We start from the raw sequence: 12,175 nt of genomic DNA on the forward strand, positions 1-12,175 counted from the left end.
CTAGCTCAGCGCGTATTCGGCGAATCGGGCGACCGCCAGCAGCAGGTCGTCGGAGTGGCGCGGTCCGACGATCTGCAGGCCCACCGGCAGGCCGGCGGCCGTCGTGCCGACCGGAATGCTGATCGCCGGTTGCTGGGTGAGGTTGAAGGGGTAGCTGAACGGCGTCCATTGCGGCCAACTGCTTGCCGAGGATCCCGGCGGAACGTCGTGACCCGCGTCGAACGCGGTGATCGGCACCGTGGGGGTGAGGAGCATGTTGTGCGTCTGGTGGAAGTGGCCCATCGCGATTCCGAGGCTCGCTGCGACCGCCCGCGCATCGAGATAGTCCACGGCGCGCAGGTGCTCGCCGCGCTCCCAGACGGCGCCCAGGCCCGGGTCGACCTTGTTCCGGGTGCCTTCGGGGAAGGACGCCAGCATTGCGGCCGCGCCCGCGGCCCACATGATCTCGAAGGCCTCGAGGGGGTCGCCGAAACCGGGATCGGCCTCGGTCACCGGGAGTCCGGCCTCGTCGAGTGTTCGCACCGCCGCGTCGACGATCTCACCGACTTCCGGATCGACCGTCACGTATCCGAGGGTCTTCGAATACGCGACGCCCATGCCCAGTACCTCCCGCTGGAGCGCACCCCTGAAGGTCATGATCGGGGGCGCGAGCGCCGTGGGATCGCGGTGATCGGGAAGCGACAGGATGTCGGTGAGCAGCGCCGCGTCCTCGACCGTCCGGGTGATCGGTCCGGCGTGGGCGAGTGGGCCGAACGGGCTCGCCGGAAACAGCGGGATCCGTCCGTGGGTGGGTTTGAATCCCACGACTCCGCAGAACGCGGCGGGAATCCGAATGCTCCCGCCGCCGTCGGTGCCGACGGAGCACGGGCCGAATCCGGCTGCGACCGCCGCGGCGCTCCCGCCCGACGATCCACCCGCGGTCTTCGTCGTATCTGCCGGATTGCGGGTGATCCCGTACAACGCGGAATCGGTGACGGCCTTCCAGGCAATTTCGGGCGTCGTGGTCTTGCCGACGAATACCATGCCGTCCTCACGCAGCCTCGCGGTCACCGGGCTGTCCACGTGCCACGGCTGATGTTCGTCGACGGCTTGGGAACCCCGCAACGTCGGCCATCCCGCGGTGAGGAACACATCTTTGATCGAGATCGGCACACCGTCCAGGAGACCCTTGGAATATCCGGTGCGCCAGCGCTCCTCGGAACGCCGCGCCTGAGCGAGGGCCTTCTCTTCGTCGACGAGGCAATAGGCGTTGATCTCACCGTCGCGTGCGGCGATCTCGTCGAACACCGCCCGCGCGGCTTCGACCGGCGACAGCTCACCGGAGGAGAACGAGGTGACGAGTTCGACGGCGGTCATGTCGGTCGGGTTCATCGTGTTCTCCTTGTCCGGGTGGTGTGCCGGGTTCTGCCCGGGCACACCGGCCCTCACGAACTCGGCACGTAACCGAGTCGCTTGTCCACGACATTCTCGAGTGGCAATCCTGCTCTCCAGCGGCGGAAATTGTCGGCGAATGCGTCGACGAGCGTGTCCTGCCACCCGACGAAGTCACCCGCGTTGTGCGGGGTGACGACTACACGGGGAAGATCCCACAGGGGGTGGTCGCGCGGTAGCGGTTCGGGATCGACGACATCGAGCGCGGCGCCCGCGAGCACGCCCGAGCGGAGTGCGTCGACGAGGTCGTCGGTGCGCACGAGTTCACCGCGACCGACGTTGATCAACCGTGCACCGCGCTTCACGTGCCCGAACAATTCGGCATCGAACAGTCCGTGGGTGCTGTCGGTGAGAGGGGCTGCGAGTACGACGAAGTCGGCTGCGGCCAGCGCCGACGGAAGATCCTCGGTTGCGGTGACGGTGCCGAAGTCCGGGTCGCCGGTCCTGCTGCGGCGGCCCGACCCGCTGACGTTCATTCCCACGGCGGTGAGGAGTCGCGCGATGGCCCGCCCGATCGGCCCGGTGCCCACAACCAGGACGCTGCGGCCGACGATGCGCTCGGAGTCGCGGTGTCTCCAGGTGTGGTCTCGTTGCAGGCGCAGGGATTCCGGGATGTCTTTGGTGAACGACAGTATTTGAGCCAGAACGTATTCCGCGATCGGAACGTCGAAGATTCCGCGTGAGTTGGTGACCGTGACATCGCTGTCGACCAACTCGGGAAACATCAGCGGATCGACACCGGCCGAGGCCGCGTGAACCCAGGAGAGTGCGTTCGCCGCGTACCACGCGTCAGGGAGCGCGTCGGACTGGAAATCGTAGACGAACAGGACATCGGCGCCGTCGAGAGCGCCTGCCAGTCCTTCGCGCTTCGTGTAGCGAAGGGTCGCATGCTCGGCGACCGGAGCCATCCGCACCGCGGAGGGCAGGGCTTCGGCATGAAGCACTGCCACGACCGGGTTCGCGTTCACGTTGACACCGTATGAGCGCATCGTATGATTGTCAACAATCTTACCTGCCGGGGGATTGCCGGAATGGACGTCGTTCGGGGGACTGCATGGAACTGGACATCCCCGAATTCGAGGGGCCTCTGGCACAGCGCGGAGTGGGCATCATCGCGCCTTTCGATCTCGCTCTCGAGCGCGAACTATGGCGCTGGGCACCGCTCGAGGTGAGTCTGCATCTGGCGCGGACACCCTACGAACCGGTCCCGGTCAGTCTGGAGATGGCCGAATTGGTTTCGGAGCGAAGACACCTCGTCACCGCTACCCGCGACGTGCTGCACGTGGAACCGGAAGTGGTCGCCTATCTGTGCACCTCCGGCAGCTTCATCAAAGGTATCGGCTACGAGAAGACCTTGTGTGACGCCATCTGCGAAGCCGGCGCCGCCTGCGCGGTCACCACGTCCGGGGCGCTACTCGAAGCACTGCACGACCTCGAGCTCACGCGGATCTCGGTGATCACCCCGTACGACGAGCAGCTGACCAAACTCCTGCACAGCTTTCTCGCCGAAGCCGGGACCGAGGTGGTCCGGTCGACCCACCTGGGACTCGGCGGCGGCATCTGGAAAGTCAACTACCGCACCATCGCCGAGCGAATCATCGCCGCGGACAGTCCCGATTCCGAAGCGATCTTCGTCAGCTGCACCAATCTGCCCACCTATGACCTCATCGCCCCGCTCGAGCAAGAACTCGGCAAGCCCGTGCTCACAGCGAACCAGCTCACCATCTGGGCATGTCTCGGTCGGATGAGATTACCGATGACCGGACCGGGGAAATGGCTGAGAGGAGTTTTCTGATGCAGCAGGACCGTTCCGCGAAGGTGGGGATCATCTATCCCGGCCATGCCGCAGAAGACGACTTCGTGTTCGCCGCGGAACTCGTAGGCGCCGCTTTGCCCGTCGCGCATATCTACGGCACCGATCTGCACGCGGTACCCGAGCTGCTCGACCTGGGCGGTCCGCGGAAACTCGCGGCCGGTGCAGCCCTCTTGGCACCGGAAAACCCGGATTCGGTGATGTGGGCGTGCACATCGGGCAGTTTCGTCTACGGGCTGGAGGGTGCGCGCACGCAAGTCGACGACCTGTCTGTCGCGGCCGGGGGCGTGCCCGCATCGAGTACGAGCTTCGCGTTCGTCGAGGCATTGACGGCTCTGGGTTCGACGCGCGTCGCGGTGGCCGCGAGCTACCCCCGCGACGTCGGCGCGCTGTTCGTCGAGTTTCTCACCGCGACAGGGAGTGACGTGGTGTCGTTCGGTGTCGCGGGGATCGACACGGCCGCCGAGGTGGGCACGCTCTCCGCGGACGACGTGCTGGACCTCGCTGCGGCCGGTGACCATCCGGATGCCGACGCGATCCTCGTCCCCGATACCGCGATGCACACCCTGCGCATTCTCCGAGAACTCGAAAAGCACGTCGGGAAACCGGTTCTCACCGCAAATCAGGTCACGCTGTGGCAGGGCTTGCGACTGGCCGGATGTACAGTGATACGCCCGGAACTGGGCACTTTGTTCGAGGAAGGTATCGATCATGGCGCTCGGTGATCTCGACGATCTCCGGCCTGTCGCGCGGCCGTCGACAGCGGAACTTATCGCGGAACAGCTTCGGTCCGCCATCGTCAAGGGCGCACTTGCACCGGGCACCCAATTGGGGGAAGCCGAACTCGCGACGCATTTCGCAGTGTCGCGTGGACCGCTTCGCGAGGCCATGCAGCGTTTGCTCTCGGAGGGGCTGCTCTACAGCATCCGGAATCGCGGAATCTTCGTCACGGAACTGACTTTCGACGACGTCGTCGACATCTACCGTAGCCGCCGGGTCATCGAGGGTGGTGCCCTCGACCTGATCCTCGAGGGCCGCCGGGAGCAGGCGTGGCACGATCTCGGCCCCGCGGTCGACGCGATGCGCGCTGCCGCCGAGCGCGACGACCCGGCCGGTGTGTCCGACGGCGATCAGCGCTTCCACGAAATTCTGGTGGCGAGTTCTTCGAGCCCGCGGCTCATCCGGGCGGCGCGCACCCTTCTGGTCGAGACCCGCATGTGCCTGGGTGCGCTGCAGACCACGTATCCCGTGCTCGGCGAGCAGGTCGACGAGCACGTCGTGTTGCGCACCGCTATCCGGTCCGCGCCGGCCGACCATGTGCACCGCATGCTCGACGAGCACCTCGACGACGCCGTGCGCCGTCTCCGCGGACTCCAGGGCGCCGGGGACGGAGTCGTGCTCTAGGAAGGCAGCGGTTCCAGAAAGGCGGGGGTCCCGGAAGGGCGGGGTCCCGGAAGGGCGGGGTCCCGGAAGGGCGGGGGTCTACGAAGTCACCCGGGTGGCGTCCCCGAACGTCATCTTCAGATCCGGAATGGACGAGGTGACGAGCGCGCGACGAGGCAGGCCGAGCGACCGCAGTTCGTCCGCGATGGGATGCGATCCGAGTTCGAGTGTGGCCCCTCCCGGCCGGGTGCGCACCCCACTGGGATTCATCGACCAGGTGGTGCGTCGCGTCGTCCCGTCGAGGTGGGAGTAGGCGGCGAGAGAGGCGGCGATCCCCTTGCCGGGAAGCCCGATCCCGGGCGCGACGGTCAGCTTCGCGATGAGCGCTCCGTCGGCGCTCACCGAACCTCGCTTGATGTTGCCCCGGTGATCGGCGTCGAAGTCGGCCAAGGTCTTCGGGAAACCCCATATGCCGCGACCGGCCGCGAGCGTGAACTCTCCGTCCACGGGCAGACGATGGATCAGCGCGCCGGCACCGCCGGTCACCAACTGCCGTACGTCCTGCACCACGCCCCCACCGGCTCGCTCGTGATCGCGGACGAGAAAGCAGACTCCGAACTCGTTGTACGGCCCGAGATCACCGTCGACGTAGTCGACGAACACCAGCGTGCACAGTCCTCGACCCGGCCGGTACCGGAGGATATCGAGGCCCGTGGGGGCGATCAGGGCTTGCGCACGTGCCGCAGGAACCGAGAACACGCCCATGAATGCGGTCGCGGTCCGGACCTGTACCGGCATCTCGACCGGAGTTCCCAGGATCGAATGGGTGGTCGTGTCGCTCATCGCTGCCTCTCCGACGTGGAACGCGTGCAGCAATGAGAACACGTTCTACTCCCGGAAGGGAAGGGATCAGGCAGGGGCACCCATGTTCATCTCGTCCGGATGCATCCCGACCCGGACACCGTCGTCGAGCGTCGCGATCTCGCTCAGATCGAGGTCGTCGAGTTCGAAATCGAACACGTCGATGTTCTGGGCGATGCGATCGTTGTGGACCGACTTCGGGATGACGATGAGTCCGTTCTGCAGGTGCCAGCGGATGAGCACCTGTGCCGGCGACACGCTGTGCCGGTCCGCGATCCGCGTGATGATCGGGTCGGTGAGAAGGGTGTTCGGCTTCGAGAGCGGGCCCCAGCCGGCGTTGCTGGTGCCGCCGAGAGGGCTCCACGATTCGACGGCGATGTCGTGCTCGGATGCGAAGGTGCGGATTTCGTGCTGGGGGAGATGCGGGTGGAGTTCCACCTGATCGACCGCGGGAAGCATGCCGCCGCGGTCGACGAGCAACTGGAGATGATGCGGCTCGAAGTTGCACACACCGATTGCTTTCGCCTTACCGGATTCGGCGATCTTCTCGAGCGCCTCCCAGGTGCGCAGCAGCCGGTCGTTGTCCTGCAGGGGCCAGTGGATGAGGTACAGATCCACGTAGTCGGTGCCCAGACGGGTGAGGCTCTCGTCGAACGCTGCCAGCGCCCGGTCGTAGCCTTGGTCGGAATTCCAGAGCTTCGTCGTGAGGAAGATGTCCTCACGCGGGACGGACGACGAGGCGAGACCCCGACCGACGCCTTCTTCGTTGCCGTACGCGGCTGCCGTGTCGATGTGCCGGTATCCGGCCTCGTCGAGCGCGAATCGGACTGCGCTCTCGGTTTCCTCGTTGTCGGCCTGCCACACTCCCAGGCCGAGCTGCGGGATCGTGGTTCCGGAATTCAGCGTGATGTCGGGAGTCGTCATCCCTCAAGGCTAACCACTGCGGCTCCGGCTCAATCATCCGTGCATGCCGGGTGCGCCACCCCGAGCCCTGGTGCAGGGCTACGAGGTGGCGCGGTCCCGGCACGGGGAATCGGCACGGACGAAAGACGAATTCCCGGTCAGCCCGCGATCGCCTGCAGATACGCGCGCGGCGGGCCGAACAACTGGGCGGTGCCGTGGGCACGCTTGAAGTACAACTGCGCGTCGTGCTCCCACGTGATGGCGATACCGCCGTGCAACTGGATCGTTTCCGACGCCACCTGCTCGAAAGCCTCCGAACAGTAGACCTTGGCGGCGTACGCGTCCTGCGGATCCTGCGACAGTGCAGCGGCGTACGACATCGACCGCGCGGTCTCGACCAGCGCGTACATGTCGGCCATGCGGTGCTTGAGTGCCTGGAACGACCCGATCACCCGGCCGAACTGCTTGCGGTTCTTGGTGTACTCGACGGTGAGATCGAGCGCTGCCTGCGCCGCCCCGACCTGCTCGGCCGACACCGCGATCACCGCGACCGACCGCAATCGCTCGACGAGGTCGGAAGGACACGGCACACGGGTGCCTGTGACCCCGGAGAACGAGACCTCTGCCAGAGTGCGGGTGGGATCCATCGTGGGTACCCGGCGGCGCTTGACCCCCTCCGCGGCGGGGTCCACCTCGAACAACGCGGTCGTGTCGCCGTCGGTGGCCAGCACGAGCAGTGCCGATGCGACGTCTCCGCCGAGCACGTAGTGAGCGGTGCCGGTCAGGACGTCGCCGTCGGCGACGACACCGGGGGTGTCCCAGCCGGACTTCGACGCCCAGCACACGGCCACGATCTCGCCGGCGGCGATTCCGGGCAACAGCCGCCCTGCGGCGTCGGCGTCACCGGACAGCAGCAGCGCCTGCGCGGCGAGAACCGCGGAGCCGAGGAACGGCGTGGGTGCGAGCGTGCGGCCGAGTTCTTCGAGGACCACGTGGGTTTCGGCGAGAGACGCGCCGACACCGTCGTATTCTTCCGGGATCGCAAGCGCGGCCACGCCCACCTGCTCGACGAGCCGTGTCCACAGGTCGGCGTCGTACCCGTCGGGCGAGGCGATCGCTTTGCGCACCGCGGCGGAGTCGGAGTGCTTGGCGAGCAGCATCCGCACCGACTCGCGCAGTGCAGCGCGGTCTTCGGATTCGAACGTCACGACGCCACCTCGGCCTTCTCCAGCGCGTCGACGATCCGCGCCCGGTGTGCGTCCGGCGTGCCCCAGGCGGTGACGAGGGCACGGACCTTGGTGATCCACAACGACAGGTCGTATTCCTGGGTGTAGCCGATCGCGCCGTGCACTTGCAGTGCGGTGCGAGCGGCCCGGTACGCGGCGTCCCCGCAGGCCACCTTGGCGGCCGAGACGTCGCGCGACGCGGTCGGAAGCCCGTCGCGCATCGCGAGTGCGGCGCCGTGCAGGAGAGGCCGGGCCATCTCCAGACCCACGGCCACCTCGGCGAGGTGGTGCTTGATCGCCTGGAAGGAGCCGATCGCCCGTCCGAACTGCTTGCGCTGCTGCGCGTATTCGACGGTCGTCTCGAGCAACGTCCGGCCGAGACCCTGCAACTGAGCGGCCGACGCGAGTACGCCGATGTCGAACGCCGCGGCCGTATCGGTCGTGCCGAGCGTCTCGGACGGCGAGACTTCGGACAGGCGGCGTGACCGATCGACCGACTCGCGCGCAGGTCCGGCAGTGCCCACCGACACGGTTCCGTCGGCGACGTGCAGCACCAGGGCCGCGACGTCGGTGTCCACCGCATAGGGGACATGCGGTGCGAAAGCGACGGTGGCGAGCGACCCGCCGGCGAGCGCGGCGAGTTTCTCGGGTGCCACGGCGGAGAGCAACGCCGGCGCCACCGCGACGGTCTCGACGACCGGTCCGGGAACGGCGTGGCGGCCCAGTTGCTCGAGGGCAACGACGAGGTCGACCGCGTCGGCGCCGAGACCGTCGTGCTCCTCGGGGACGAGCAACCCGTTGACGCCGGTGTCGGCGAGCCGCTGCCACACTGCGAGACCGGCGGTGGTGTCGCCGGTGTTCCAGGCCCGGATCACCGCGGGCATATCCGACTTGGTGAGCAGGGCGTCGATGCTGGACGCGAAGTCTTCGTGCGACTCGTCGAGTGCGAATCTCATCGGTCACCCCTCGGAAGGCCGAGCAGCCGCTCGGCGATGACGTTCTTCTGGATTTCGTTGGTGCCGGCGTAGATCGGGCCCGACAGCGAGAACAGGTAACCGTCGGTCCAGCCGTCGACGAGTTCGGCGTCCGGTCCCTGCAGGCCGAGAGCGGTCTCGTGGGTCGCGATGTCCCACTCGGACCAGAACACCTTGTTGATCGACGATTCCGCGCCCAGCTGGCCACCACTCTGCAGACGGGTGACCGTTGCCCACGTGGACAGCTCGTAGGCACGTGCGCCGATCCACGCGTCGGCCACGCGGTTGCGTGTCGCCGTATCGCCGTGCAGGTCGGAGTCGCGGTAGCTGCGCAGCAGGCGGTCGGTGGCCGCGAGGAACCGGCCGGGGGAGCGCAGCGACAGCCCGCGCTCGTTGGACGCGGTGCTCATCGCAACCCGCCAGCCCTCGTTGACCGCGCCGATCACTCCGGACTCGCCGGGGTTCGCCGGATCGTCGGGCACGAAGACGTTCTCGAGGAAGATCTCCGCGAACCCCGGCTCACCGTCGAGCTGGGGAATGGGCCTGACGGTGACGCCCTCGGCCCGCAGATCGAACATGTAGTACGTGATGCCCCTGTGTCGCTGCGCATCCGGGTCGGACCGGAAGAGACCGAAACCCATGTCCGCGTACGAGGCACGCGAGCTCCAGGTCTTCTGGCCGTTGAGCAGCCAGCCGCCGTCGACCCGGGTCGCGGTGGAGCGCAACGACGCGAGGTCGCTGCCCGACTCGGGTTCGGACCAGGCCTGGGCCCAGATGTCGTCGGCGCGTGCCATGCGCGGCATGATCCGTGCGAGCTGGTCGGGGTGCGCGTGTTCGAAGAGCGTGGGGGCGAGCAGGAAGATGCCGTTCTGGCTCACGCGCCCGGGCGCACCCGCGCGGTAGTACTCCTCTTCGAACACGACCCACTGCTGCAAATTCGCATCGCGGCCACCGAGTTCGGCCGGCCAGGACACCACCGACATCCGCGCATCGGCGAGTTGCTGCTCCCACCGGCGGTGTTCTTCGAAACCTTCCGCGGTGTCCATGGACTTCAGCGGAGTCTGCGGCACGTTCTCTTTCAGGAACGCGCGCACCTCGTCGCGGAACGCGAGGGTGTCGTCGTCGAGTTCGAGGTCCACTACTTCCCTTCCTGGGTGGGCCGCGCGCTCGCGGCCATCGACTTGGCGTTCATGCCACCGAGCGAGTCGGCGCCCACTTCGGCGTTGTGCGCGTGCGCGAAGTGGTGCAGGCCGAAGACGGAATCCATGCCGTTGCGCATCCCCATCTGGTCTTCGCACTGGTTCACGGCACGCTTGGTCAGCGCCAGGCCGAAGCGCGGCATCTCGGCGATACGCGAGGCGAGAGAGAGGGTTTCGGATTCGAGTTCTTCACGCGGAACGACCCGGCTGACCATGCCCACCTCGTAGGCGCGCTGCGCGCTGAAGCGATCACCGGTGTAGAGGATCTCCTTCGCGAACCGCGTTCCCAGAATCCACGGATGCGCGAAGTACTCGACGCCCGGGATACCCATGCGCACCACGGGATCGGAGAAGAACGCGTCCTCCGAGGCAACGATCAGATCGCACACCCACGCGAGCATGAGGCCGCCGGCGATGCACGCTCCCTGCACCGACGCGATGGTCGGCTTCGGGATCTCACGCCAACGGCGGCACATCCCGAGATACACCTCCATCTCGCGGGCGTAACGCTGGTCGCCGCCGGCCTTGTCCACGTGGTCCCACCACATGACGGCCTTGTTGTCGTAGTGCACGTGGTGGTCGCGGCCCGGGGTGCCGAGATCGTGGCCGGCGGAGAAGTGCTTACCGTTGCCGGCCAGCACGATCACCTTCACCTCGTCGTCTTCGACAGCCCGCTCGAATGCGGCGTCCAAGGCGTAGGTCATGACCGAGTTCTGCGCGTTGCGGTAGTCGGGACGGTTGAGAGTGACGATCGCGACGCCGTCGCGCACCTCGTAGGTGACGACGTCGGGTTCGAACGGGACGGTCATGACTTCTCCTCACGCAGAACGTTTTTCAGTACCTTGCCGGACGGGTTTCGGGGCAGTGCGTCCACGAACCGGACCGACCGCGGAACCTTGAAGTTGGCGAGTTTCTCTTTGGCATACGCGATGATGTCGTCCTCTGTGGGCTGCTGCCCGTCCAGTGGGACGACGAACGCCCGCCCGACCTCGCCCATGCGCGGGTCGGGCACCCCGATGACCGCCACCTCGTGTACCCCGGGAACACGGAGCAACGCGGCTTCGACTTCGGCCGGGTACACGTTGAACCCGCCGCTGATGTACATGTCCTTGAGCCGGTCGGTGATGTCGAGGTAACCGCGCTCGTCGAGCACGCCGACATCGCCCGTGTGCAGCCAGCCGTCCGGGTCGATGGTGGCGGCGGTCGCCTCGGGATCGTCGAGGTATCCGAGCATCACGTTGGGTCCGCGGAGCAGGATCTCGTCCTTCTCGCCGATGCGTACCTCGAAGCCGGCGGTGGCGCGGCCCGAGGAGGTGGACACGGTCACCGGATCGTCGTCGACCCGGCACATCGTGGCGACCACGGCTTCGGTCTGCCCGTACGCGGTGAGTACCGCGTCGAAGCTCAGTTCCCGCTGCATCCGCTCGACCAGGGAGACGGGCACCGGCGCGGCTCCCGTGATGGCGATGCGGAGCGTCGACATGTCGTACTCGTCGCGCCGGGGGTGATCGAGAATCGACTGGTAGATCGTGGGTGCTCCGGGAAGCACGCTGATGTTCTCCCGTGACACGATCTCCATGACCTTCTCGGTGTCGAACACCGCCATGGGGATCACCGTCGCACCCTCGAGCAGTGCCGCCATGAAGCCGGCCTTGTAGCCGAAGCTGTGGAAGAACGGGTTGATGATCAGATAGTTGTCGTCGGGAGACAGTTCGGCGCAGTCACCCCAGGCGTCGGCGACACCGATGGTCTGGCGATGCGCGCTCAGTACGCCTTTGCTGCGGCCGGTGGTGCCGGAAGTGAAAAGGATGTCGGCCACATCGTCGGGTTGCACGGCGTTCGCGCGAGCGTCGGCCTCGGTGCGCAGATCCTCGGTCGCGGTTGCCAGGAAGTCGTCCCACTCGAATACGTCGTCGCGGGGAGCGTCGTTCCCGCCCAGCGGGACCCGCACGACGGTCGGAAGGACGAGTTCGGGTGCAGCGTTGCGCAACTGGGTGAAACGGTCGCTGCCGAGGAATTCCCCGGCCACGACGAGGGCTGCGGCGTGCACTCGCTCGACGATGTCGGCGGCTTCGCTGCCTGTGTAGCGGGTGTTGACGGGGACGACGACTCCGCCCGCCCAGTGCACGCCCAAAGCGGCGATCTCCCAGTGGAAAGTGTTGGGGGACCAGATAGCGGCGCGGTCACCGGGCCGGAATCCGCGGGCCACGAGTGCGGCAGCGAAGTCCCGTACACGGTCGTGCAATTCAGAGAAGGTCAGACGGGTATCGCCGTCGACGACGGCGAGTCCGTTCGCGTGGTCGCCGACGGCACGGATGAGGGCGGCCGGCGTGGTTCCGGGTGTTGTGTTCACGTAGCTCCCTACCTAGCAATTGCTTGGTAGGT

12 protein-coding genes are annotated in these 12,175 nt (G+C 66.9%); 3 read left to right on the forward strand and 9 right to left on the reverse strand.

Annotated features, from left to right (window positions below; all coding sequences use genetic code 11):
* Both ACLQ3J_RS13870 and ACLQ3J_RS13875 read right to left on the reverse strand, forming a co-directional pair.
* A complete protein-coding gene (locus ACLQ3J_RS13870; RefSeq protein ID WP_169623074.1) occupies positions 1-1,371 on the reverse strand; it encodes an amidase in 1,371 nt (456 codons plus the stop codon).
* Between the two features lie 53 nt (positions 1,372-1,424).
* Positions 1,425-2,399: a D-2-hydroxyacid dehydrogenase gene (locus tag ACLQ3J_RS13875; RefSeq protein ID WP_422425244.1), complete on the reverse strand. Its 975-nt coding sequence runs from the start codon at positions 2,397-2,399 to the stop codon at positions 1,425-1,427.
* A gap of 86 nt (positions 2,400-2,485) precedes the next feature.
* Here ACLQ3J_RS13875 and ACLQ3J_RS13880 point away from each other — a divergent pair, with 86 nt between their 5' ends.
* From ACLQ3J_RS13880 to ACLQ3J_RS13890, 3 genes are read left to right on the forward strand one after another with little or no spacing between them, the layout of a single operon-like run.
* Positions 2,486-3,226 (forward strand): maleate cis-trans isomerase family protein, encoded by a 741-nt coding sequence (locus tag ACLQ3J_RS13880; RefSeq protein ID WP_169623075.1) that lies wholly within the window; start codon positions 2,486-2,488, stop codon positions 3,224-3,226.
* Positions 3,226-3,969: a maleate cis-trans isomerase family protein gene (locus tag ACLQ3J_RS13885; protein WP_425903645.1), complete on the forward strand. Its 744-nt coding sequence runs from the start codon at positions 3,226-3,228 to the stop codon at positions 3,967-3,969. The genes ACLQ3J_RS13880 and ACLQ3J_RS13885 overlap by 1 nt, the downstream gene beginning before the upstream one ends.
* Complete coding sequence (locus ACLQ3J_RS13890) at positions 3,956-4,648, forward strand: GntR family transcriptional regulator (RefSeq protein ID WP_169623077.1); 693 nt, start codon at positions 3,956-3,958, stop codon at positions 4,646-4,648. Before ACLQ3J_RS13885 ends, ACLQ3J_RS13890 begins: the two co-directional genes overlap by 14 nt.
* A 78-nt stretch (positions 4,649-4,726) precedes the next feature.
* Here the strand turns inward: ACLQ3J_RS13890 and ACLQ3J_RS13895 are convergent, their stop codons facing one another.
* The 7 genes from ACLQ3J_RS13895 to ACLQ3J_RS13925 all read right to left on the reverse strand — a co-directional run bounded on the left by ACLQ3J_RS13895 (position 4,727) and on the right by ACLQ3J_RS13925 (position 12,143).
* Positions 4,727-5,470 (reverse strand): acetoacetate decarboxylase family protein, encoded by a 744-nt coding sequence (locus tag ACLQ3J_RS13895; protein ID WP_169653340.1) that lies wholly within the window; start codon positions 5,468-5,470, stop codon positions 4,727-4,729.
* A 66-nt stretch (positions 5,471-5,536) separates the two neighbouring features.
* Positions 5,537-6,412 (reverse strand): aldo/keto reductase, encoded by an 876-nt coding sequence (locus tag ACLQ3J_RS13900; RefSeq protein WP_169623078.1) that lies wholly within the window; start codon positions 6,410-6,412, stop codon positions 5,537-5,539.
* 137 nt (positions 6,413-6,549) lie between these two features.
* Positions 6,550-7,599 (reverse strand): acyl-CoA dehydrogenase family protein, encoded by a 1,050-nt coding sequence (locus ACLQ3J_RS13905; protein WP_378528684.1) that lies wholly within the window; start codon positions 7,597-7,599, stop codon positions 6,550-6,552.
* Complete coding sequence (locus ACLQ3J_RS13910) at positions 7,596-8,573, reverse strand: acyl-CoA dehydrogenase family protein (RefSeq protein ID WP_169623080.1); 978 nt, start codon at positions 8,571-8,573, stop codon at positions 7,596-7,598. Before ACLQ3J_RS13910 ends, ACLQ3J_RS13905 begins: the two co-directional genes overlap by 4 nt.
* A complete protein-coding gene (locus ACLQ3J_RS13915; RefSeq protein WP_425903647.1) occupies positions 8,570-9,730 on the reverse strand; it encodes an acyl-CoA dehydrogenase family protein in 1,161 nt (386 codons plus the stop codon). Before ACLQ3J_RS13915 ends, ACLQ3J_RS13910 begins: the two co-directional genes overlap by 4 nt.
* Complete coding sequence (locus tag ACLQ3J_RS13920; protein WP_169623082.1) at positions 9,730-10,599, reverse strand: enoyl-CoA hydratase; 870 nt, start codon at positions 10,597-10,599, stop codon at positions 9,730-9,732. The genes ACLQ3J_RS13915 and ACLQ3J_RS13920 overlap by 1 nt, the downstream gene beginning before the upstream one ends.
* Positions 10,596-12,143 carry a FadD3 family acyl-CoA ligase gene (locus ACLQ3J_RS13925; RefSeq protein WP_169623083.1) on the reverse strand — a complete coding sequence of 516 codons (1,548 nt, stop codon included), beginning with the start codon at positions 12,141-12,143 and terminating at the stop codon, positions 10,596-10,598. Before ACLQ3J_RS13925 ends, ACLQ3J_RS13920 begins: the two co-directional genes overlap by 4 nt.
* Positions 12,144-12,175 lie beyond the last annotated feature (32 nt).

This window comes from Rhodococcus sp. DT1 (assembly GCF_049844875.1).
Taxonomy (GTDB): Bacteria; Actinomycetota; Actinomycetes; order Mycobacteriales; family Mycobacteriaceae; genus Rhodococcus.

Bases quoted from the DNA above. Each gene is read 5' to 3' on its own strand.
- ACLQ3J_RS13880 (WP_169623075.1), top strand. From the start codon at position 2,486: ATGGAACTGGACATCCCCGAATTCGAGGGGCCTCTGGCACAGCGCGGA.
- ACLQ3J_RS13900 (WP_169623078.1), bottom strand. From the start codon at position 6,412: ATGACGACTCCCGACATCACGCTGAATTCCGGAACCACGATCCCGCAG.
- ACLQ3J_RS13870 (WP_169623074.1), bottom strand. From the start codon at position 1,371: ATGAACCCGACCGACATGACCGCCGTCGAACTCGTCACCTCGTTCTCC.
- ACLQ3J_RS13910 (WP_169623080.1), bottom strand. From the start codon at position 8,573: ATGAGATTCGCACTCGACGAGTCGCACGAAGACTTCGCGTCCAGCATC.
- ACLQ3J_RS13895 (WP_169653340.1), bottom strand. From the start codon at position 5,470: ATGAGCGACACGACCACCCATTCGATCCTGGGAACTCCGGTCGAGATG.
- ACLQ3J_RS13890 (WP_169623077.1), top strand. From the start codon at position 3,956: ATGGCGCTCGGTGATCTCGACGATCTCCGGCCTGTCGCGCGGCCGTCG.
- ACLQ3J_RS13885 (WP_425903645.1), top strand. From the start codon at position 3,226: ATGCAGCAGGACCGTTCCGCGAAGGTGGGGATCATCTATCCCGGCCAT.
- ACLQ3J_RS13920 (WP_169623082.1), bottom strand. From the start codon at position 10,599: ATGACCGTCCCGTTCGAACCCGACGTCGTCACCTACGAGGTGCGCGAC.